Source organism: Aneurinibacillus terranovensis DSM 18919 (assembly GCF_000430625.1).
GTDB lineage: Bacteria > Bacillota > Bacilli > Aneurinibacillales > Aneurinibacillaceae > Aneurinibacillus_B > Aneurinibacillus_B terranovensis.
Genome location: NZ_AUMJ01000004.1, coordinates 157082 through 179491, shown reverse-complemented (window position 1 = coordinate 179491; position 22410 = coordinate 157082). Strand labels below are relative to the sequence as shown.

Genomic DNA, 22410 nt, shown 5'->3' with positions numbered 1-22410 from the left:
GGATGACTTCTCTGTCTGCCTGTCCTAGTATAGATGTGCATGGAAACACGATTAAATTTTACCTTACTTTTAATGAGGCGATCAATTGATGATAGAGAAATTTCACATTACGTTCACTTTTGTTCCACAAACTCACACAAAATTCACTCAGCTGGTTCTTCCGTTAATTTCGACTTTAGTTCAGTCGGCGAATTTTCCCAAAATTTCGGATTATGGCTCATGAGAAGTTCCCGCAGGTTTTTCGTTTCTTTCCCGTTTAATCCGTCCAGCATGTACCGACGCTTCATAGCATAATCCATTTTATTTACATGATCCGCAAGGATTTTCCAACCTCGGCGCGCTTCTTTATCAATCAGCATCTCGCAGGCTGTGACACCCGCATAATAACCGCCCTGCTCACTCTGGTCTACGGCTACCCAGATAAGCCAGTAGTGTTTTCCATTCGGCACATCTTCTTTATTGGCAGAGAATTTAATCCCTTTTTCGACGGCACTTTTGGCGTGCAGAGCTCCTACATCAATATACGCCGATTCCTCATCCAAAATAATCGAAGAGACGTTGCCCAGATCGATCATACCGGCGCCATATCCCCCGTGCACCTGATTTTTATTGCTAATAATATTAAATCCGCCTTGCTTCCCTTTATTGTTAAACAAATCCATTAGTCATTCTCCTTTCACAGCGCGGCCCGATTCGTAATCCGCAGCAGCTGCTTAATTTCATTTACAACCCGTTGATCCTTCGTCCCGTCCTCCAACAGATCCAGCGGAAAATACAGCTTATAATCGTAGCGCCGCTTTCCCGATATGGATTCAACGATGGCCGAGCGAAGAGATAATTCCTCCAAATTGCCATCAGGCATGAGAAGATAAATCGGGATACGCTCACCGGAATCGTCACCAATCCGGTAAATGTCATACGGTAAATCAGACGGCGAATCCTCCACAAGATAATAGTTAGGGTCGATTCCCGCCTGGCGAAAGCGCTCCTGCAATTCCCGCCTCCACTCCGGACCGGTTATTCTTTCGTCATGCTCAATATATTTAAAAAGTCTGCGGTTTATAAACCGATCGCATAAATCACGTAAAATCGGGTCTTTTTCCTTGCTCCATTCACACATATAAAATAATACGACTGGTTCGTCGAGTGCAAGATATTCTTCGAGTGTAATGTGCTTTTTAAACAGGCGGATAAAGTGATCGGGATTCCTCGCAAACACATAGCCGCTCCCATATAGCACATGAACCCTTTGAAATATTTTTTGCAGAATGACTTCGGCACTCCGGGTGACCGGATGAAAGTAAACCTGCCAGTACATCTGGTACCTTGCCACAATATAGTCTTCTACCGCGTGCATTCCGGTATGTTTAATCACAACCATATTGTTGTAAGGACGCATGACGCGAAGTATCCGTTCAATATCGAAGGAACCGTAGTTTGTACCCGTATAATATGTATCGCGAAGCAAATAATCCATACGATCCGCATCAAACTGGCTGGAAATCAGGCTTGTGATTAATTTATTTTCGTACGTTTTTCCAATGACCTGCGCAACTTTTTGCGGAAAGTCAGGAGAGACGGTACGCAGTACGCGATTGGCCTCCGTATCCCCTAGCAAAATTCGCTGTGTCCACTCCTCATGGTCCGTGTGAAAAACTTTTTCAAAGGAATGAGAGAACGGGCCGTGTCCAATATCATGAAGCAGTGCCGCACTGAAGCAGAGCAGCTTCTCCTCCGGTGAAAAGTGAATACGCCCTTCGAATTGCTTGACAATGCGCCGCATCACTTCGTATACGCCAAGGCTGTGATTGAACCGACTGTGTTCCGCTCCGTGGAACGTTACGTAACAGGTCCCCAGCTGGCGAATTCTGCGCAGGCGCTGAAATTCCTTTGTGCCAATAAGGTCCCAAATCAGTTTATCCCGCACATGAACGTACCGGTGAACCGGATCTTTAAAAACTTTCTCCTCCCGTAAACGTTCCATCCAATACACCCCTCTCCTCACATTTGCAATTTACCCATTAGCTGTCGCATATCTTCCGGTATTTCTGCGCTACATTCTATTTTTTCCCCTGTAACCGGATGGCAAAACGAAAGGCTTACTGCGTGCAGCATTTGCCTGTTTATCCCTGAACCGGCAGCGGCGCCGTACAGCCTGTCGCCAAGCAGCGGGTGCCCATGATGGCTGAAATGGACCCGAATCTGGTGTGTTCGGCCTGTTTCGAGCTCTACCTCTACAAGAGTAGCTCCGTTTTCCGCCAGCCCGGGCACAGAAGGATACAGGGCCCGTACTGTATAATGGGTAACGGCTTTTTCCCCCCGGACATCAACGCGGCGCCGTACGGCATGTCCGGGTTCTCTGTCGATCGGATCGGCAAACGTCCTCTTCTCTCCTTCTTCTCCCGCATGCCCTTCTACCAATGCAAGATACGTTCTGCGAATCCTATGCTCTCGCAGCTCCTTATCCAGCATCTGGTGAATATAGCCGCTGCCTGCAATAAGAATGGCACCGGTTGTATCTTTGTCCAGGCGATGCACAGGCCGGACAGCACACCGTTTCCCCTTGCTCTGCCAGTAATAGGCGATCCCGTGGGCCAGGGTAGCGTCCTGTTCACGATTAACAGGATGAACGATGATTCCGGCCGGTTTATTAAGCACCAATACGGCATCATCTTCATATAATATACATAAATCCATGGCCACCGGAGGAAGGACGGGCTCAGCCTTATCTTCTATGTTTACTTTAATCAGGTCACCGGCTTTCACCTTTTTCTGAAGAAAGGGCTGCTTCCTGTTTAAAAAAATCCCTTTTTTTCGCGTTAATCGCTGAATCATTCGCCCGGAAATAGACAAACGTTCTTTTAACAGGGATTCTACCGTCCATCCTGCCTCGGCTTCTCCTGCCGTATATTCAAGCCAGCTACCGGATATCTTCCATTTTGACACAGATCATCCTGCCTTCCTGCATGTGGGTTTCTTAATTTATATACAGTATTTCTTGAAAATAGATTCTCAAGTCGGTGTCTAAAACCTGCCTATGAAAGTAGGAGCTCTTTGTTTATTTTCTGTATTTCTATGCCAAATCCTCCCTTTGCCTTTTGACGAATTGCCTTTCGCCCTTTACAATGAAGACAATACTACGAATAGTGGAGGAATTTTACATGTATCGTCATATTCTACTTGCTTTTGATGGTTCGGACCACGCTATACGTGCAGCGCAAAAGGCGGCAGACATTGCAGCCTCCACGGGAGCGCACGTCACAATTGTTACCGCATACCCCTCGATCTCTCCATTTTTTCCGGGCCAAAAACCCAACCAGGATGAAATCCTGCGTTACTGGAATAATAAAGTCGAAGAAGCAGCACCCCTCTTCACAGAAAAGTCCGTTTCTTTCGATAAAATTATTGCAGAAGAAGATCCGAAAAGACTTATTCTTGATAAAGCGCAGGAATTAGAAGTTGATTTAATCATTATCGGTTCCCGCGGTTTATCCGGGTATGAACGGCTTATGCTCGGCAGTGTCAGCTATGCCATCAGCCAGCACGCCGAATGCGACGTGCTCCTTGTAAAATAATGGGTGTTTAATCTTCCTCTGCACCAGGCTGAGCCCCCTGCGACGGAATAACACGGAGCTAACATGGCGACACTCGTCATCGCTACCCCCTATTCGGTATCTGCACAAGTACTAATGTACAGCAGGTAAAAGACCAATCGAAAATATATATCTTCGATTGGTCTTTATTTTATGAACAAAAGATAAATATGTCTAGAAAGAAGCGTGAACATGGATAATACAGCTCATTCCCCGACATCCTTGCTAATTGTGATATGTGTGGCTTTTGTGGTGCCCTTTATTCTACACCGTCTTAGATGGAGCGCCGTCCCGCTTGTTGTTGCTGAAATTATTGCCGGCATGCTAATTGGTAAAACCGGCTTAAACATTGTTCACGAAGATGAATGGCTTTCTATTCTATCTTTACTCGGACTTATTTTTTTGATGTTTTTAAGCGGCCTCGAGATTGATTTTGATTCCTTTTCTTCAAAAAACGGCGGCAAAAAAACGAATCCGCTGTTTATTGCTATTGTGGCATTTGTCCTTGTATTTATTGCTTCTTTCGCCGTATCATTCGGTTTAAGTTGGATGGGGCTTATGATGCCGGTGTGGTTTATGACACTCATTATTTCCACGATCTCACTTGGCGTGGTTGTCCCTGTTTTAAAAGAGCGAAAAATGATGGACACAGCGCTCGGGCAAACGATTCTGCTAATTGCCGTTATTTCCGATTTCGTCACCATGATCTTATTAGCTATTTTCGTTTCCTTCCAGGCAAAGGATTCGACAAAACCATTGCTGCTTCTTGCACTTTTCGCTGTTACGTTTGGTTTATACCGGATTATTAAAATTTTTCACAGGCACTCTTCGGCCGCCCTCGATAAGCTTTCCAGGGGCACCGTTCAAATCGGGATGCGGGGAGTTTTTCTGCTCATTATTTTATTTGTCGCCCTGTCCGAGAAAATGGGAGCGGAAAATATTATCGGCGCGTTTCTAGCCGGCGTCATTGTGTCCGCTCTTTCGCCGAAAAAAGAATTCGTTCGCCAGCTTGACGCGTTTGGCTATGGCTTCTTAATCCCGATTTTCTTTGTTATGGTCGGAGCGAAGCTTAATCTGTGGATGCTGCTTAAAAATCAGCAAGTTTATCTTTTCATCCCGCTGCTGCTCGTGGCGCTGTATGTATCGAAAGTTACTCCGCTGCTCGTTTTACGCAGATGGTTTAGCTGGAAGCAGACCATCAGTGCAGGCACGCTCCTTACATCGACACTGAGCCTGGTCATTGCCGCGACGGCCCTGGCATTAGACCTGAAGATGATTGATCAGCTGCTGCATGACAGCCTTATTCTCGTTGCGATTCTTACCTGTTTAATTTCGCCGATTGTGTTTAACCGGACAGCGCCAGCGGAAGAGCTCACCCGCACTTCTGTCGGGATCGTTGGCCTTAACCGAATTACGCTGCCTGTCGCGCTGGAACTAAAGCAAGAAGGCTATGATGTTACCCTATATACCCAAAAAAACGGGCCAACCGAGATTCAAGAGTATATGAAAATGAACCCCAAGCTGCAAAATCAGTTTGAAGCGGTAAGCGCCCTCCCCGACTTTACACGTAAGACGCTGGAAGCAAACTGTGTTTTTGATAAAGATATTCTCGTACTTACAACTAGTGATAACGAGAGGAATTTGGAATTGGCATACCATGCCAAAGAAAAAGGCTGCAGGCAAATTATTGTCCGCATGGAGGATTTCGAACGGCAGGAAGAAGTGAAAAAAGAAGGCTTTACCCTTTTTTCGACTTTATTTTCTGCAAGTACGCTGCTGAAGTCGCTTGTTGAATCACCAACCGCCTTCGAATTCATTACCCGTAAACACGATGTTTTACAAACCATCACGGTAGGAAACCGCAGGTATAATGGGGCTTCCCTGCGAAATTTACCGTTTCTGGGGGACGCACTCATTCTCCGCATTTACCGTAATGACGATTCCATCGTACCGCACGGCTACACCATCCTGCAGGTCGGTGACCGCCTGCTTGCAACAGGCTCATTGGAAAGCCTGCGGGCTTTGAAAGATGAGCTGCAGTAGTGCAGTGAATGGAATGGGCCGGTTTTATTTTTTTGCTTTTTTCCGCTACCCAGTGCTTCTCTGGAGCTTGGAGGGGCTTTTAGGCCCGACTGTCTCCATCATTGAGATACCCGGATGTTTCGGGCCGCCTCGAAGCGGAAGAGAAGCACGGACAGTTTATACTTCCCTGCAAGGAAAAACCCGCAAAAAATAAAACCGGACCATTCCATTCGCGCCCCCCAAACAAAAAGTGCCCGCATCGATGAGGAAAGGGCACTTGAGTTTATCTTTTCAGGTGTTTTTTAACTTTATCTAACAGCTGCTCTTCTGTTAGCGCTGTGAGATAGCGGCCGTTTACTACAGCAAAGCTCTTTTTAAATCCGATCCCGCAGTAGGACTGACAGCCTATTTCAAATTCGGCGTCCGGATCGATTTCTTTCAATTTTGGAACAAGCGTTTTTATGTTAATCATTTTACATTCATCACAAACACGAAATTGATTTGCCATATCGTAAAGATTCCTTTCTTCACCCAGCTTATATCCTTCAAAGAAATATAATATCACATTTTAAACATGCCGTGCATCTGGATGAGGGGGTATCATGGACGTTTCCCCCGGTTATGGGATGAAAATGACGGGTTCACCGCCTTCTCCAGTCAGGTCCCGATAGGCAATAACAAGGCCGATAATTCCTGCGATAACAACGAGAATCGCACCAATAAAGCCCAATTCTACATTTGACATGTTCTATACCCCTCCTATTCTTCCCTTTATTTTATTTATATTAACTAGGAGGAGTATTGGTTTGGATGAAGAGCGAATGAAAAACACAGCGTTTGCGTTTCTTTTGTCCTGCGGTTCCTTACAATTTGGCCACAAGCTGAAGCTCTTCTTTATTAAGAACACGGTCCAGGTTCAATAAAATAAGCAGACGGCTTTCTAACTTAGCAACTCCCCGCAGGTAGACCGCTTCAATACCCCCCACCACTTCCGGTGGCGGTTCAATCGCATTTACCGGGATGTCAATGACGTCATTGGCAGCATCAACAATCAGACCTACTTCCAGTCCACCTGCCACTACAATGATGATGCGGGTCGATTCAGTATAAGGCGCTTCCTCAAGGCCAAATCTTCCGCGAAGATCAATGATCGGCGTAACAACGCCGCGCAGATTTATAACGCCTTTTACGAATTCCGGTGACCGGGGCACACGGGTAATGGTTTCCATCCGTTCGATTGACCGGACCTGATGAACCTCTACGCCGTATTCTTCTTCCAACAATCGAAATACTATGACCTTAATATCTTCCGTTATAGCCGTATGATCAACCATTTGTTTCCGCTCCCTCTGTACTCGTATTTCCTTGAATTGCGCCTTTTTTATTTAATCAGTGCATTGCAGTCAATAATGAGCGCCACCTGACCGTCCCCCAGAATGGTCGCGCCTGAGATCGCAAACACATTCACCAGGTATTTGCCAAGCGACTTAAGGACAATTTCCTGCTGGCCAATAAAGGAATCCACCACTAGTCCCGCCATTTTCTCCCCTTTACGGACGATAACAACGGAAATGTCTTTATCTTTCGGGATTCCGTTATCCGGGATAGAGAACAGCGATTTTAAGGAGACGAGTGGAACGACCCGGCCGCGGAAGTCAATCACATCCTGACGATGAGCGTGCATAATCTCATCCGGCGAGAAGACCGCGGTCTCAATGATCGAACTGAGCGGCACGGCGTACTTCTCCTCTTCCACCTGCACCAGCATGGCCGAGATGATCGACAGCGTAAGCGGAAGCTGGATTAAGAAGGTGGTGCCGACTCCCGGATTGGAATCAATGCCTACGCTTCCACCGAGCGATTCAATTTTGGTTTTCACCACATCAAGCCCTACTCCGCGTCCGGATATATCCGAAATCTTTTCTGCCGTACTCAGCCCGGAAGCAAACAGCAGTTCATCAATTTGCTTATTGGACAGCGCATGCACCTGCTGTTCGGTGACAATTCCCCGTTCGATCGCTTTGCTCAGCACCTTTTCCCGGTTAATGCCCGCCCCGTCGTCCTTAACTTCAATGAACACATGGTTGCCGCTGTGGTACGCTTTTAACTGGACGAGCCCCTCTTCCGGTTTCCCGGCTGCGCGACGCTGCTCCCCGGATTCAATCCCGTGGTCGAGTGAGTTTCGGAGAAGGTGGACAAGCGGATCCCCGATTTCATCAATCACGGTCCGGTCTAATTCTGTTTCCGCCCCGATGATTTCCAGGTTGATCTTCTTATTCAAATCTTTTGCCAGGTCCCGCACCATGCGCGGGAACCGGTTAAACACCTGTTCGACCGGGACCATGCGCATCGTCAGGATGATGCTCTGCAAATCCCCGCTGATGCGGCTCATGTGTTCCACCGTCTCAGTCAGCGCGCTTTTGTTGACTTCGTTAGCCAGCTGTTCCAGGCGCCCCCGGTCAATCACCAGCTCACTGAACAGGTTCATCAGCACGTCCAACCGCTCTATATCGACGCGGATGGTTTTGCCCGCCGTTGATTTTTTCGGTGCGGCCTCGTTTTTCTCCGCTCCCTCTTTTCCGGCCGCTTTTTGCCTGGCGGCGGAAGGTGCGGGTTTCTGCCGCTCTTTTACGTGGCGCGATTTAAACTCATCCAGATTGATCGCGTGAATGTCTGCCCGTTCAATCTCGGAAACGCCCAGCACGGCGGCTTCCACTATCTCCTGGCTTTCCTTTGTCAGCAGCACAATTTCAAAGGAACGGTCAAATTTCTCTTCTTCAATTTCTTCGACTGAAGGGCTGGTCTTGATGACCTCCCCAAGCGATTCCAGGCTGGTATAGACCATATAGGCCCGGGCCGCTTTCAGCACGCAGTCGTCCCGTATCAAGGTATGGATCCAGAAGGCCTGGTGCCCTGACTTCAGAGACTGCTCCAACACAGTGAGTTCATATTCATCAAACGCATCAGCCGGAATGGCCGAAGCCGAAGCGGCTGCCGCAGGTTCTTCCTCCCCTTCCGCCAAGCCCGCCGCGCCTTGTTCGCCGGCCGCTATATCCGGCGAATTCCCTGCTTTTGCGGGGGTGGAAGCAGGCGTTTCCCCTTTTAAAATGGCCTGCAGCTGGGCCACAACCTGGGACACATCTTCTTTGCCGTCGCCACCGCCTGCAATGGAATACACCATGCCTTCGAGCAGGTCAACACAGTGAAAAATCACGTCCATGATATCGCTATTGACAACCAGCTTATGGTTGCGGACCTGGTCAAGAACATTTTCCATTTCGTGGGTGAGCGTGGTCATGTCTTCGAAGCCCATGGTTGCCGCCATCCCTTTTAATGTATGGGCAGAACGAAAGATTTCATTTACAATATCCGTATTTTCCGGGTCATTTTCGAGCTCTAACAAATGGTCATTAATCGCCTGGATATGTTCCTTCGACTCCTCGATAAACATGTCCAGATACTGGTTCATTTCCATTAGGCTTTCGCCTCCTTAGCGATTCAGAGAACGTAATAATTGGTCTGCTATTTCATATAAAGGAACGGTGATATCAACCATGCCCGATTGAATGGCTGCCCTTGGCATCCCGAACACGACACAGGTTGACTCATCCTCTGCAATCGCGGTCCGCAAACCGGTTTGTTTAAGTCTTTTTAAACCGGCCGTACCGTCATTTCCCATCCCGGTCATGATAACGGCATGTTTAGCCGGATGTTGAATCATGGCAACCGATTCAAATAACGTATCTACAGAGGGACGGTGCCCCCCACGCGGGTCATTCTGGTTTAGTGAGACATAAAGCTCCCCGCCCGGTTTTTGTTTAATTTCCATATGATAATTACCGGGAGCAATATACGCAAACCCTTTTTCGATGACCTGGTTATGTTCGGCCTCCACCACACGAATGTCGCATAGTGAATCGAGTCTCTGGGCTAATGAACGGGTAAAACCAGGAGGCATATGCTGAACGATCGCCAGCGCCCCATTAAAGCTTTCAGGAAGACCACGAAGAAAGGTCTGGAGAGCTTTCGGACCACCTGTAGACGTACCTACTGCTACAAAATTTGAAATTTTATTCGTTTCTGTCGGGTTTCCTTTTACTGTATAGTTCGCATCCTTAGATCCAAAAGGTTTTGCCTGTAAAGAACGATTAGGTAACGATGCAGCAGGGGCGGTGGATTCAATCGCTTGCCGGGAAAGACCCGTACGTTTTGCCGGTGAAGGCTCCACTCGTTTCAACCCTGGCAGATTAACCTGTGCGGCGGCCTTCACCTTTTCGATGATTTGGGAACCAACTTTATACAGGTCAAGTGAAATCGACCCGGATGGCTTAGCAATAAAATCAACGGCTCCCATTTCGAGCGCGCGAATCGTCTCATTCGCTCCCTGCTGTGTTAAGCTGCTCAGCATCACAACAGGCAGCGGATGATCCTTCATAATGATCTCAAGCGTCTGAAGACCGTTTAAGACCGGCATTTCAATATCCAGGGTAACGACATCGGGATTCAGCTTTTGAACAAGGTCTACCCCTTCCCTTCCATTCCGTGCTTTCCCAATCACTTCAATATCGGGATCTTCAGCAAGCAAATCACCAATTACTTTACGCATAAAAGCAGAATCGTCAATGATTATCGCTTTAATCTTTTTCAATCTTTTCTCCCCCCCCTCTCCCACTATGACTTCCATAATTGTCGTAAGCGTGATATAAATCCCTTTATTCCTATGTCATCACCTTGCTGGGTTTTCCTGGACAAATACGAACTGACAAGGCTCCGAATCGACTCTGCGGCTTTGCTAGTCGGATAGGATAAAAAGAAAGGTTCTTGCTTCCTAACCGCTTTGGATACATGAACATCATCGTACACACACCCTAACGAAACCAATTCAAGACCTAAGAACTGTTTGGCTACCAGCGCCAGTTTTGCACCCGTCGATTTTCCTTCTTTATAGCTCGCGGCCCGGTTGACCACAACATTGAATCGAATATTTGGTTTATGTGACTGGGTCATTTTAACCACTGCATAAGCGTCCGTAATCGAAGTGGGCTCGGGCGTTGTAACCAATATCACCTCATCGGCGGATAGAATAAAGCGAAGCGTTTCTTTTGAAATTCCCGCCCCTGTATCTAAGATTATCGTATCAGCATATCCGTTTAATAGGGCTAATTGTTCAAAAAAATAGTTTAATTTTTGCTCATTGAACTCGATCATATGAGACAATCCTGTGCCGCCCGCAATAAATTCCAGCCCTTTTGGTCCTAATTCAATAATATCCCAGATCGTTAGATTATTGTCTATCATTTGCGTAATATTTTTTTGTGACGAAATACCCATCAGTACATCAATGTTGGCAAATCCGACATCCAGGTCGATAACCACTACTTTTTGTCCTCGCTCGATTAATCCGAGGGCAAAGTTTAAGGAAAAATTCGATTTGCCTACCCCCCCTTTTCCGCTCGTTACCGTGATGACTTTCGTTTTTTTTGAGGAAAGAGAATGATCCGTACCTTTATGAAATTTTTCACGCAATGATTGGGCTTGATCATTCATGTGCGTCGTCTCCCAAAAGCAAAGAAACTACCTTTTCAGGAGCTGCCGCTTCTATATCGTCCGGCACGTTTTGCCCGGTGGTAAGGTAAGAAAGCGCTAAATCGTACGTAGCAACCAGATTAAGAATGGACCCGTACGTACTTGTCTCATCCACCTTAGTGAAAATCACTTTATCAATACGAATGCCGGAAAAACTTTGGACAATCGCCTCAATATCCCGGTATTTAGCGGTTAAACTGACCACCAGAAATGTTTCGCTCGGCAGTTCCGTGTATAATAACTTATTAATTTCCTCTACATATTCTTTATTTCGATAGTTTCGTCCCGCCGTGTCGAGAAAAATAAGGTCACAATCCGACAGCCGTTCAACCGATACGGCCAATTCTTCGGGAGAATAAATGACTTTTAATGGTAAATTCAAAATGTTCGCATACGTTTTTAATTGTTCAACGGCTGCGATACGATATGTATCTGACGTCATCATCCCTACTTTGCGCCCTTGTTCCAGCACATTTTCAGCCGCCAGCTTAGCCAGGGTCGTTGTTTTCCCGACCCCTGTGGGACCAATAATATGAACAAATCTGGTAGATGGCTTCAACGGTTGTAAGTGACCTGGTTTTTTCGTCAATAGGCTGTGTAATTGTTCTTTCACACAGTCACGAACCTTTCGCTCATCCTGAAGTTCATGGGGCGCAAGCTTGTCAAAAACGTGTTCCACAATGGAAGCGATAATCTTTTCTTCTACCTCCTGGTCAGCAAGCTGTTTCGTAATGGCTGTAAGAACCGGAGGAAGACGGCTGTCCTTTGCGTCAGACATCATCAGCTTCCAGAAGACGTTTCGCATATCCTGCAATTCTTTTGACAGGTCCCCTGCTTTATTCTCCTGCGTTTCGGCTTGTTTTTTTTCTGCCGGGAAGGGGCGCTGAGGATAAACTGCGGCAGCTCCGGCTGCGCCGGCCGACATAACAGATTCCTTTTCCGTTTTCTCCTGCTCTTTTGTCAGGACGGGCGGAAATATCGGCGCGTCCAGCTCGGCTCGGGACTTTGGCGGCTTCGCTGTCACCAGGACGCGAGTTTTTGCCGGTTCTTTTTTTTCGTTCTGGTCAATGGCGGCAATAACTTCGATTTGTTTTTTCGCAAACAGCCCCAGAAAGCCCCCCGTCTTAACAGGCTTCGTGTTAAGGATGACGGCGTCCTTACCGAGATCCACACGAATTTTTTGCAGGGCGTCTGACATGGAATCTACGACATATCTTTTTACTCGCATTACAGATTCACCACCCCTACGCTTTGTATCTCAATATCCGGTTCCAGTTCATTATAAGACAGCACAGGAACTTCCGGCATGATCCTTTCAACCAGTTGGCGCAAATACATCCGAATCGCGGGTGAAGTCAGCAAAATTGGCTGCTGGCCGGTCTGCATCATTCGATTCATTTGCTCGGAGATGACGTTGAAAATTCGCTGGGAGCTATCCGGATCGATGGCCAGATAACTGCCGTGCTCGGTTTGCTGAATCGCCTCCGAAATCGTCTTTTCCAGCCCCGGCCCTGCTGTAACGACCCGGAGAGGTTCAACCGGATTGGCAAACTGCAGCGTTATCTGCCGGGACAATGACTGCCTCACATATTCAGTTAATACATCGGTATCTTTCGTATATGTACCATAATCGGCAAGCGTCTCAAGAATGGTGGGCAGATTGCGGATAGATATTTTCTCCCGCAGCAGCTTCTGCAGCACTTTCTGCACATCGCCGATGCTTAGAATAGAAGGAATGACTTCTTCGACGAGAGCCGGCATCGATTCCTTAACATTATCGATCAGTGATTTCGTATCCTGACGGCTCAACAGCTCATGAGCATGCCGTTTAATGATCTCCGTCAGGTGAGTCGCAACGACGGACGGTGGATCGACCACCGTATAGCCCGCCATTTCCGCCCGTTCTTTTACCTCTTCCGTTACCCACAACGCTGGGAGGCCAAAGGCCGGTTCGACCGTATCAATTCCAACCACGGAATCATCTTCAATCCCAGGGCTCATCGCGAGATAGTGGTCAAGCATGATTTCACCCCGGGCAATTTGGTTTCCTTTGATTTTAATTACATATTCGTTAGGCCTTAACTGAATATTATCGCGTATCCGGATGACCGGAACGACAATCCCCAGTTCAATCGCACACTGCCTGCGGATCATGATAACACGGTCAAGCAGGTCGCCGCCCTGGTTCGCATCCGCCAGAGGGATCAAACCGTAGCCAAATTCAAATTCAATCGGGTCGATATGCAACAAATTGACCACACTTTCAGGGCTCCGGACCTCTTCCATTTCCTTCTCTTCCGTCGTTTGCTCGGTCAGCACATCGTGGTTCTCCATATTTCGCTTCATCTTCCAGCCGCCGTACGCAAGAGCGCCGGCTACCGGAAACGTTCGTAAAATTCCAATCGGGGTGAATAGCCCCATCAATGCAACCGTGCCGCTTACTATGAACAGAAGCCGGGGATAACTAAGAAGCTGCTTGACCAGTTCTTCCCCAATATTTTCTTCGGATGCCGCCCGCGTAACAATGATACCGGTTGCCGTGGAAATGAGCAGGGCGGGAATCTGGCTGACAAGTCCGTCACCAACGGAAAGCATAGTAAAGGTCTTAGCGGAATCGGCAAACCCCATCCCGTGGATGACCATACCGATAATAAATCCACCGATTACATTGATGAGAAGAATAACAATTCCCGCAACGGCATCCCCTTTTACGAATTTGCTGGCACCATCCATTGCCCCATAAAATTCGGCTTCCTGGGCAATTTTTTTCCGCCTCTGCTGCGCCTCCATATCGGAAATGCTGCCTGCGTTTAAGTCCGCGTCGATCGCCATCTGTTTCCCTGGCATCGCATCGAGTGTGAAACGGGCCGCCACTTCCGCTACCCGTTCAGACCCTTTCGTAATAACCAGGAAGTTGATTAATGTTAGAATCAAGAACACAACAAACCCGACTACGGCATTCCCGCTAATCACGAACGAGCCGAAAGACTCAATAACTTTTCCCGCATTAGCGTTAGCCAAAATATTCCTGGTGGAAGACACGTTTAACGCCAGACGAAACAGGGTAGTGACCAGCAGCAGAGTAGGGAAAACGGTCAAATCCAAAGCATCTTTCGTATTCATCGCTACCAGTAGAACCGTAATAGCGATTGATATGTTTATAATTAAAAGAAAGTCAAGGAGGACATTCGGCATCGGAATGACCATCATTACAACGATCCCAATAACTAAAGCCATTACAGTCAATTGCTTTGCGTTCATAAGCGCCTCCCCTTTTCCATAGTTCTGTTCATCGGATTTTACCTTTTAATTTGTATACATACGCCAGTATTTCGGCTACAGCCTGAAATAAATCTTCCGGGATTTCTTGGTTAATCTCTACACTCGCATATAGCGTACGTGCCAGCGGTTTGTTTTCCATTGTAATAATGTCGTTTTGTTTCGCAATCTCTTTAATTTTAAGGGCGAGAAAGTCCTGTCCCTTCGCGATAACGATCGGGGCCTGCCGTTCGTCCGGCCGGTAAGCAATCGCAACAGCAAAATGAGTGGGATTCGTAATGACCACGTCAGCGTTTGGGATCTCCTGCATCATCCGGCGCATCGCCATCTCCCGCTGCCTCTGCTTAATTTTCCCTTTGATTTGCGGGTCCCCTTCCGACATTTTATATTCGTCTTTAATATCCTGCTTCGACATGCGAAGATTTTTTTCAAACTCAAATTTTTGATAAATATAGTCGAGGATCGCAATAATCAGCATAAAAAGGCCAATGGCGAACCCCAATTCCATCGTCAATTTGACCATAACGGCAATAATGTCACCAATCGATTTTGTGGCGAGCGTTAAAAGTTCGTTTTTTCCGGACCAAAGAACAAACCAGGCAATCGTGCCTACAACCCCGACCTTTGCCAGCGATTTAATGAGCGTGACAACCGACTGCAAAGAAAAAAGCTTCTTTGATCCTTTAATCGGGTCCAGCCTGTCAATTTTAAAAGCAAGGGGCGTAAGGGTAAATAAAAATCCCACTTGAATGTAGTTGGCCACATAAGCGACGATAGCGGCCAGCAGCAAAATCGGGCCGACGATTAATGCACTTTGATAAGTCATTTCAATCATAACCTTTTTAACCGTCATTTCCGTTATATCCATGGCCAAGTAGGTGCTGAGGCTATGCTGGAATATATAGTAGAGTGTTCCGCCCATCGTTTTTCCCAGAATCAAAAATAATAAAAAAATAGCCAGTAGAATAAGTGAGGAAGCTATCTCCTGACTTTTCGCTACCTGACCTTCCGACCTTGCTTTCTGTCTCTTCTTCGGTGTAGCTTTTTCAGTTTTTTCTCCGGCAAAGAATTGCAACTTAATAGAATATGTATTACGGATCATGGTGCAGCTCCCATTAAATCGATCAGTTGTGCCATTGAGGAAAAAAGGTAGTCCAGCAGCCGGGACATCACATAAAAATAACCGGGAAAAACAACGATAAGAATAAGGAAGCCTGCTAATATTTTTGCGGGCATTCCTACCACGAATATATTTAATTGCGGTACTGTTTTTGCAACAATTCCGAGCGCCACGTCGACAACAAACATGGAACTTACCATTGGAGCCGCCAAAAGCAGCCCGCTTAAAAACATATAAGATAAGGCGCGCACTAAAAAGGCGCTTACGTTTCCATTTCCAATCGCTGTGGCCATGCGATCAAGCGGAACCACATGGTAGCTTGACAGAATGCCATCAATTAAAAGATGGTGCCCGTTTACCGATAATATAAACAGCATGGTCAGCATGAACTTAAAGTTCCCTGTGAGAGGCGACTGGGCGCCTGTCATCGGATCGTACACATTGGCCATCGACAAACCTAAAACTAAATCAATAAGAGATCCGGCAGCTTGTACCGCCGATAACAGCAGCGTACCAATGAATCCGATAAGTAACCCTACCACCACTTCCTTTAAAATCAGATAGACATAAAACCAGTCAAAATGAATGAGTTCATGCGGCTTTACCAAAGGATAAGCAATAATAGCAAGAAAAAAAGAAAGGCCAATCTTGTACATAGACGGAATCGTTTTTAGCGAAAAAATCGGCGCCGTAAGAAAAAAAGCGGTCAATCGGATAAACACCAGCATGAAACCGGGTAAAACATAGACGAAAGAAAGCATCATTCTATCCTATAAACTTGGACAAATTGCCAAGAATGCTGCTGGTGAATTCTAGTAAATGATTAAGCATCCACGGACCGAAAACAATTAGGGCTATTAATGAAGCCACAATTTTAGGAACGAATGCCAATGTTGCTTCCTGAATGGAAGTGGTCGCCTGAAAAATACTGACAATTAACCCGACAATCAACCCAATCCCTATCATAGGGGCGCTTGTCAGCAAAACAGCATATACTGCTTTCTGCGCAATAGAAATAATCAATTCTTGAGACAAAGTCTCCACCTCACCCAAAACTTAATAAAAGAGATTTAACAACTAAATACCAGCCATCTACAAGAACAAAAAGTAAAATTTTAAAGGGCAGGGATACCATAACCGGCGGCAGCATCATCATTCCCATTCCCATGAGAACACTGGAAACTACCATATCGATTACCAGAAACGGTATAAAGATGAAAAAACCCATTTGCAGAGCTGTTTTCATTTCACTGATTGCATAGGCTGGTACAAGTGCCGTCAGTGGAATATCATTGACCGTCTTAGGCTTTGGTGCTTTGATATAATCTAAAAATAAATTCAAATCTTTTTCCCGCGTTTGCTTCGCCATAAACTGTTTAAACGGAACAACCGCCCGGTCCACCGCCTGTTCCTGCGTAATTTGCTTTTTCAAATAGGGCTGCAGCGCCTGCGAATTAACGGCCGAAAAGGTTGGGCTCATCACAAAAAAGGTTAAAAACAGCGCCAATCCGATTAGGACCTGTGTCGGCGGTGCTTGCTGCGTGGAAAGAGCAGTCCTGACAAATGAAAGAACGATGACAATTCTCGTAAAACAGGTCATGAGCAAAAGAATAGACGGCGCAATAGACAGCAGCGTAAGCAGAACAATAATTTGTAATGTCACCGATACATCGGCTGGATTATTGGATGTGCCAAGCTTTACATCAACGCCCGGAATTGGAATCGAGCTGGCAGCCAAAGTTATGTCCGGGAAAGAAAGAATGAACAGGGAAACTATAATAACAGCAAAAAGATATATTCGTTTCATTCTTTGTGTCCCTTCTCCCTATCCTCAAACAATTCTTCTTTCATCCATTCCCGCTGCCGTTTTGCTTCGTCCATTTTCTCCTGCAGCGTATTTTCAAATGATTGCGGCCTGCGATTGTATGTAACCTTTTTAAGAAGATTCGCCAGCCAATCAGGCGTGGTCATCATAGGCCCATTCTGAAACTGGGCGTCCATAGAGTCTAAAAGATTCTCAATTTCTTCAGGGTCTTCGATGTGGCGAATCAGCTGCACATTTTCCCCTACCCCAACAATATAAATAGAGGAACCGATCTGGACTACCTGAAGAGACTTCTGGGGGCCTAATGAGCAGCCGCCTAACGGTCTGACAAACGTTCGGCCAAAGAATTGGTGCTGCCGTTTGTTTAAAAAACGAAAGAGCAGATAAATGAATCCTATAATAAGAAGCAACGCTACAATCGTTTGTAGTAATAAGGGGAAGATAGAAGTTGTGGAATTTTGAAAAACGCCGTTATCCACTTCGGACGTTTTGGACGGAAGCGCCGATTGCTGTGCTGACACCCGCCCGATTTGATAAAAAAATAAAACTATGGCTGCTAGACTAAGAGGCAGTATTTTTCTTATCTTCATACAAATTTCTCCTTCTCCCATTCCCCTGTGCTTAAAACCTGGCCAAGCCCTTAGCCTAACGTCTTTTTAATCGCTTCAAGCACACGATCCGCTTGAAAAGGCTTAACGATAAAGTCTTTGGCACCGGCTTGAATGGCATCAATAACCATTGCCTGCTGACCCATTGCCGAACACATGATGACTTTAGCACTGGCGTCGATTTTTTTAATTTCTTTTAGGGCTGTAATCCCGTCCATCTCAGGCATAGTAATATCCATCGTTACAAGGTCAGGTTTTAATTCTTTATACTGCTCAACTGCCTGTGAGCCGTCGCTTGCCTCCCCTACTACATTGAAGCCGTTCTTTGAAAGGATTTCTTTAATCATCATTCTCATAAAAGCCGCATCATCCACAATCAATACTTTGTTACTCATAGTTCATCCTCCTAATTCCCGTCTTATTGTAATTTTTGTACACGGTCTAATTGACTGATAATGTCAGTAACCCGTACACCAAAGTTCTCATCAATAACAACAACTTCACCTTTTGCAATTAATTTATTATTAACAAGAATATCAACCGGTTCACCCGCCAGCTTATCCAGTTCAATAATAGAACCCGGCGATAAATCGAGAATGTCTTTAATTTGCCTTTTTGTTCTACCTAATTCAACCGTAACCTGAAGAGGTATGTCCATTAACATATTCAAATTCTTCGGAACTGCCTGGTGAACCCCCCCTGCTTCAAAGGAAGCAAAGTTAACAGGCTGCACGTTGGATGATGGCTGTGCACCGCTCATTCCTCCATACGATTGTGAAACCGGCTGCTGTTGATACATCGGTGGTTGATACATTGGCTGCTGGTACATCGGCTGATGCGGATACATCGGCTGCTGATATGCCGCATCATATCCCATCGGGTATCCTTGCGGCGGCACAGGAGGCTGCTGATATTCCGGTGTCCCGGCCGGCATCCCCCCTGCGGCCGGCTGAGGTGGAAGTTCAGCGGCGGCCTGCCCCGGCTGTGCAGCCAGCGGCTGTACCTGTTCAGCGGCCATCGGAGGCTGCTGTGGTGAAGAAGCCGACGCTTCCGCAGGTTTCGAGTCGTCTTCCGCTCCGCCGAGCAGCATGTTAACCATGGAACGGGCAAACGGAATCGGGATCAACTGCATGATATTAGAATCGATTAATTCACCTATTTTCAGGCGAAACGATACTTTAACTAACACACTATCATCTGGTATATTCTCTTCACCTTTTCCCTGCGCGAGATCCATCAAATCAATGCCTGGCGGTGATATGTTAACCATTTTATTAAAAATAGTAGACATGGAGGTCGCTGCGGAGCCCATCATTTGATTCATCGCTTCCTGAACTGCACTCACATGCAGTTCAGACATCTCCTGCGGAGGGGCAGTGCCGTCTCCGCCCATCATCAAGTCTGCAATAATTTGTGCATCCTCCGTGCGAATCACGAGCAGGTTTATCCCCTGAAATCCCTCTGTATACTCAACATGAACGGCTACGTATGGTTGAGGAAATTCTTGCTGTACAAGCTCCCGCTTGATTGCCCCAACCTTTGGTGTTGTAATATCAACCTTTTGTCCGAGCAAGGTAGATAAAGCTGTCGCGGCGCTGCCGAACGTGATATTTCCTATTTCACCAAGCGTATCCTGTTCGAATGGCGAAAGAATGTCATCAACATTCGGCTCATTCATTCCCTCCTGTATATCTGTGTCCGCGTCATCCAAATTATTCTGGCGGAGCAACGCGTCGATTTCATCTTGAGATAGCATATCCCTACTCATCTTCCCCCACCTCTTCCTCTAGCACTTCTTCAACCATAATGGCTACCCTTCCTTTTTGCGTACCCGGCCGCCCTAAAAATTTAGGTTTCTGCCCGATACGGACCAGCAAATCATCTTCAATTCGTCGATCGAGCTGAATGACATCTCCAACGGCAAGATTAATAAACTCTCCGACCGAGATCGTCGCGGTACCGAGTTCTGCGACAAGAGGAATTTTTGCTTTTTGTACGCGTCGCTGCAGCGTCTGTATTTCTCTTTCATCTCTTGCTTTCTTTTGCGTGGATAACCAGTAATGGGCAGATAATTTAATCATTAACGGTTCCAGGACGACATGCGGCAAACAAAGGTTGATCATGCCCGTCGTTTCCCCGATTTTGGTACTGAAAGAGATAACAGCCACCGTTTCATTAGGCGACACAATTTGCATAAATTGTGGGTTTACTTCGAGCAATTCCAGTTCCGGCTCCATCTCAATCACATTTTTCCATGCTTCCGCAAAACTGGTAAGAGCTCTACTAAAAATTCGCTCCATAATGGTTGTTTCTATTTCTGTCAGAGCACCCGCTTTATTTTGGGTAGTTCCGGAGCCTCCCAGAAGGCGTTCCAACATGGCGAACGCAATATTGGGATTTACCTCCATCACCATACGGCCTTCAAGAGGCTCGGCTTCAAAAATGTTTAGAATCGTCATTTTAGGGATGGATCGAATAAACTCATCGTATGGCAATTGATCAACAGAAGCAACACTTATTTGAACGAATGTTCGCAGTTGAGCCGAAAAGTAAGTAGTTAGAAGGCGTGCGTAGTTTTCATGGATTCGCGTCAAAGTCCGGATCTGGTCTTTCGAGAAGCGAAGCGCACGTTTAAAATCATATACTTTAACTTTTTTCTCTACCTCTTCTTTTTTCAGCTCTTCCGCATTCATCTCACCAGAAGACAGAGCGGCCAGCAGGGCGTCTATCTCCGATTGGGACAATACTTCTGTCATAAGTGTCACCTCCTTTTATACAATGCTGCATTAGTATGTATTATTGTTGGATTACTTTATGTGTAGTGATGACCTTATCAACTTTGCCATCCTGTAGAACTTCATTAAGTTTATTTTTAATGTCAGTTTCCATTTTTTCCATGCCCTTTGCCCCTTTAATATTATCAGGCGTTAAAGAGGAGAGCGTCTCAACTATAATATGTGTGACCTGAATGGTTCGCTTCTGAAGTTCAGCCTTTGTTTTTTCTGAATCTGCCTGAATGCCGAATTGGGCAAGAATAACTTCACCAGATAACAAATTGGTCGTAATCTCATCGGTTTGGAAGGTAACCTTTTGAAATTCATCCGCGCTGATTTGCTGTTGCTGACTTGGAATGGCCGCATTCGACGAAGCCGGTTTTAAATAGGATTGCCACAAAAAAATTGCAACCACCCCGAGGAGGGCTATAGAAATAACGATAATAAGTCCAATGGTCAATAATTTATTTTTAAACACCCTCCTCTTCCTCTCCTTTCGTTAAACTGTCAAGCATCGGTAAAGCTTTAATTGCGTTAATCTCACTATAGAAAGCACGAATGACTTCCAGCGTTTCAGCCAGCGATTCGCGTACAACAAATTTTTTACCATTGGTCAACGTTATAACGGTATCAGGCGTTGCCTCTATACTTTCAATAAGCAAGGCGTTAAGATAATGTTCGGTGCCGTTAAGGCGTGTAACGTGTATCATAAATGCCCCCTGTTAATATAACGGGGAGAGGAGAACCCTCTCCCTGAATTTAAATTAGCCTCTCTTAACTACGTTTTAAATCGACAAGTTCTTGAAGAATGGAATCAGACACGGTAATAATACGTGAGTTGGCCTGGAACCCGCGCTGGGCAACGATCATTTCCGTGAATTCTTCCGATAAATCTGTGTTGGACATTTCGAGTTCGCCGGCTAAAATCTGTCCACGCACACCTGTATTGGCTGCACCTAGTAAACCGAGCGGTGCAGCGTAACCATTATCTGATGAAGGAGTTATTTTATAAAGTGAGTTGCCTACTTTCTCAAGACCTGCCGGATTCGCTACAACAGCAAGCCCGATTCCATTTGGAGTTGTTGTTGTAGTACCAGTATTATTTGTATAAGTAATTTTGCCGTCTTGGCCAATTGAATAAGACTTAATGTTCGACATTGTGCCTATATTAATAACCGCTCCACTTGAATCAAGAACGTACATACCGTTTGAAGTTACTAGATTTCCGCTGCTGTCAAACGAAAAATTTCCTGCTCTTGTTAGAAAATTATTCCCTGCACCGTCTTTGACCATAAAGAATCCATTTCCTTGAATAGCAAGATCAGATGGAACATTCGTCGTCTGTAAAAATCCTTGCGTTTGAATCGTATCAATCGCAGATACTGTTGAACCCAAGCCAACTTGCTTAGGATTTGTTCCTCCTATCGTTGGATTGTTCGGCGCACTTCCCCCCTGCATCGTCTGGCTTAAAATATCCTGGAAGACCACCCTGCTTTTCTTATATCCAGGCGTATTAACATTCGCAATATCATTACCAATTACATCAAGCTTCGTTTGAAATCCTCTCATCCCGCCAATACCTGAGTACAATGAACGCAGCATT

Annotated in this window: 24 protein-coding genes; 2 read left to right on the top strand and 22 right to left on the bottom strand. The window is 46.1% G+C overall.

Going from position 1 to position 22410, the window contains the following annotated elements; all coding sequences use genetic code 11:
* Positions 1 to 143: 143 nt before the first annotated feature.
* Genes H525_RS0100900 through H525_RS0100890 form a run of 3 tightly spaced genes read right to left on the bottom strand, consistent with a single transcriptional unit; the run spans position 144 to position 2946 of the window.
* Positions 144 to 662, bottom strand: coding sequence for a YwhD family protein (locus tag H525_RS0100900; protein WP_027414622.1), 519 nt, complete (start codon positions 660 to 662; stop codon positions 144 to 146).
* A 14-nt stretch (positions 663 to 676) separates the two neighbouring features.
* Positions 677 to 1984 (bottom strand): HD domain-containing protein, encoded by a 1308-nt coding sequence (locus H525_RS0100895; RefSeq protein ID WP_211236947.1) that lies wholly within the window; start codon positions 1982 to 1984, stop codon positions 677 to 679.
* A 17-nt stretch (positions 1985 to 2001) separates the two neighbouring features.
* On the bottom strand, positions 2002 to 2946 hold the full coding sequence (locus H525_RS0100890; protein ID WP_051330709.1) for an RluA family pseudouridine synthase: 945 nt from the start codon (positions 2944 to 2946) through the stop codon (positions 2002 to 2004).
* A gap of 215 nt (positions 2947 to 3161) precedes the next feature.
* Here H525_RS0100890 and H525_RS0100885 point away from each other — a divergent pair, with 215 nt between their 5' ends.
* A complete protein-coding gene (locus tag H525_RS0100885; RefSeq protein WP_027414619.1) occupies positions 3162 to 3575 on the top strand; it encodes a universal stress protein in 414 nt (137 codons plus the stop codon).
* Positions 3576 to 3785: 210 nt separating this feature from the next.
* Positions 3786 to 5636 carry a monovalent cation:proton antiporter family protein gene (locus H525_RS0100880; protein ID WP_027414618.1) on the top strand — a complete coding sequence of 617 codons (1851 nt, stop codon included), beginning with the start codon at positions 3786 to 3788 and terminating at the stop codon, positions 5634 to 5636.
* Positions 5637 to 5898: 262 nt separating this feature from the next.
* Here H525_RS0100880 and H525_RS0100870 read toward each other — a convergent pair whose 3' ends face one another.
* The 19 genes from H525_RS0100870 to flgG all read right to left on the bottom strand — a co-directional run bounded on the left by H525_RS0100870 (position 5899) and on the right by flgG (position 22409).
* Positions 5899 to 6123, bottom strand: coding sequence for a YuzB family protein (locus H525_RS0100870; RefSeq protein WP_027414617.1), 225 nt, complete (start codon positions 6121 to 6123; stop codon positions 5899 to 5901).
* Positions 6124 to 6234: 111 nt separating this feature from the next.
* A complete protein-coding gene (locus H525_RS28860; protein ID WP_281172559.1) occupies positions 6235 to 6360 on the bottom strand; it encodes a hypothetical protein in 126 nt (41 codons plus the stop codon).
* A gap of 118 nt (positions 6361 to 6478) precedes the next feature.
* On the bottom strand, positions 6479 to 6949 hold the full coding sequence (locus H525_RS0100860; RefSeq protein WP_027414616.1) for a chemotaxis protein CheW: 471 nt from the start codon (positions 6947 to 6949) through the stop codon (positions 6479 to 6481).
* 47 nt (positions 6950 to 6996) lie between these two features.
* Positions 6997 to 9090 carry a chemotaxis protein CheA gene (locus tag H525_RS0100855; protein WP_027414615.1) on the bottom strand — a complete coding sequence of 698 codons (2094 nt, stop codon included), beginning with the start codon at positions 9088 to 9090 and terminating at the stop codon, positions 6997 to 6999.
* A 15-nt stretch (positions 9091 to 9105) separates the two neighbouring features.
* The gene (locus tag H525_RS0100850; protein ID WP_027414614.1) at positions 9106 to 10263 is read right to left on the bottom strand and encodes a protein-glutamate methylesterase/protein-glutamine glutaminase; all 1158 of its coding nucleotides are present in this window, start codon (positions 10261 to 10263) and stop codon (positions 9106 to 9108) included.
* A gap of 23 nt (positions 10264 to 10286) precedes the next feature.
* Positions 10287 to 11162, bottom strand: coding sequence for a MinD/ParA family protein (locus H525_RS0100845; protein WP_027414613.1), 876 nt, complete (start codon positions 11160 to 11162; stop codon positions 10287 to 10289).
* Positions 11155 to 12429 carry a flagellar biosynthesis GTPase FlhF gene (gene flhF / locus H525_RS0100840; protein ID WP_027414612.1) on the bottom strand — a complete coding sequence of 425 codons (1275 nt, stop codon included), beginning with the start codon at positions 12427 to 12429 and terminating at the stop codon, positions 11155 to 11157. The genes H525_RS0100845 and flhF overlap by 8 nt, the downstream gene beginning before the upstream one ends.
* Positions 12429 to 14462, bottom strand: coding sequence for a flagellar biosynthesis protein FlhA (gene flhA, locus H525_RS0100835; protein WP_027414611.1), 2034 nt, complete (start codon positions 14460 to 14462; stop codon positions 12429 to 12431). The genes flhF and flhA overlap by 1 nt, the downstream gene beginning before the upstream one ends.
* Positions 14463 to 14490: 28 nt before the next feature.
* Entirely contained in the window at positions 14491 to 15582 is a 1092-nt protein-coding gene (gene flhB, locus H525_RS0100830) for a flagellar biosynthesis protein FlhB (protein ID WP_035099485.1), read from the bottom strand.
* Positions 15579 to 16328, bottom strand: a complete 750-nt coding sequence (gene fliR / locus H525_RS0100825) for a flagellar biosynthetic protein FliR (protein ID WP_425387627.1) — start codon at positions 16326 to 16328, stop codon at positions 15579 to 15581. Before fliR ends, flhB begins: the two co-directional genes overlap by 4 nt.
* Positions 16329 to 16365: 37 nt before the next feature.
* Positions 16366 to 16635: a flagellar biosynthesis protein FliQ gene (gene fliQ, locus H525_RS0100820; RefSeq protein ID WP_027414608.1), complete on the bottom strand. Its 270-nt coding sequence runs from the start codon at positions 16633 to 16635 to the stop codon at positions 16366 to 16368.
* A 10-nt stretch (positions 16636 to 16645) separates the two neighbouring features.
* On the bottom strand, positions 16646 to 17407 hold the full coding sequence (fliP, locus tag H525_RS0100815; RefSeq protein WP_027414607.1) for a flagellar type III secretion system pore protein FliP: 762 nt from the start codon (positions 17405 to 17407) through the stop codon (positions 16646 to 16648).
* Positions 17404 to 18015 (bottom strand): flagellar biosynthetic protein FliO, encoded by a 612-nt coding sequence (locus H525_RS25285; RefSeq protein WP_051330708.1) that lies wholly within the window; start codon positions 18013 to 18015, stop codon positions 17404 to 17406. The genes fliP and H525_RS25285 overlap by 4 nt, the downstream gene beginning before the upstream one ends.
* 50 nt (positions 18016 to 18065) lie before the next feature.
* The gene (locus H525_RS0100805) at positions 18066 to 18428 is read right to left on the bottom strand and encodes a response regulator (protein ID WP_027414606.1); all 363 of its coding nucleotides are present in this window, start codon (positions 18426 to 18428) and stop codon (positions 18066 to 18068) included.
* 23 nt (positions 18429 to 18451) lie between these two features.
* On the bottom strand, positions 18452 to 19801 hold the full coding sequence (fliY, locus tag H525_RS0100800; RefSeq protein WP_027414605.1) for a flagellar motor switch phosphatase FliY: 1350 nt from the start codon (positions 19799 to 19801) through the stop codon (positions 18452 to 18454).
* Positions 19794 to 20789 (bottom strand): flagellar motor switch protein FliM, encoded by a 996-nt coding sequence (gene fliM / locus H525_RS0100795; protein WP_027414604.1) that lies wholly within the window; start codon positions 20787 to 20789, stop codon positions 19794 to 19796. Before fliM ends, fliY begins: the two co-directional genes overlap by 8 nt.
* 40 nt (positions 20790 to 20829) lie before the next feature.
* Positions 20830 to 21285, bottom strand: coding sequence for a flagellar basal body-associated FliL family protein (locus tag H525_RS0100790; protein ID WP_027414603.1), 456 nt, complete (start codon positions 21283 to 21285; stop codon positions 20830 to 20832).
* Positions 21278 to 21517: a flagellar FlbD family protein gene (locus tag H525_RS0100785; RefSeq protein WP_027414602.1), complete on the bottom strand. Its 240-nt coding sequence runs from the start codon at positions 21515 to 21517 to the stop codon at positions 21278 to 21280. Before H525_RS0100785 ends, H525_RS0100790 begins: the two co-directional genes overlap by 8 nt.
* A gap of 64 nt (positions 21518 to 21581) precedes the next feature.
* Complete coding sequence (gene flgG, locus H525_RS0100780) at positions 21582 to 22409, bottom strand: flagellar basal body rod protein FlgG (RefSeq protein ID WP_027414601.1); 828 nt, start codon at positions 22407 to 22409, stop codon at positions 21582 to 21584.
* Position 22410: the final 1 nt, after the last annotated feature.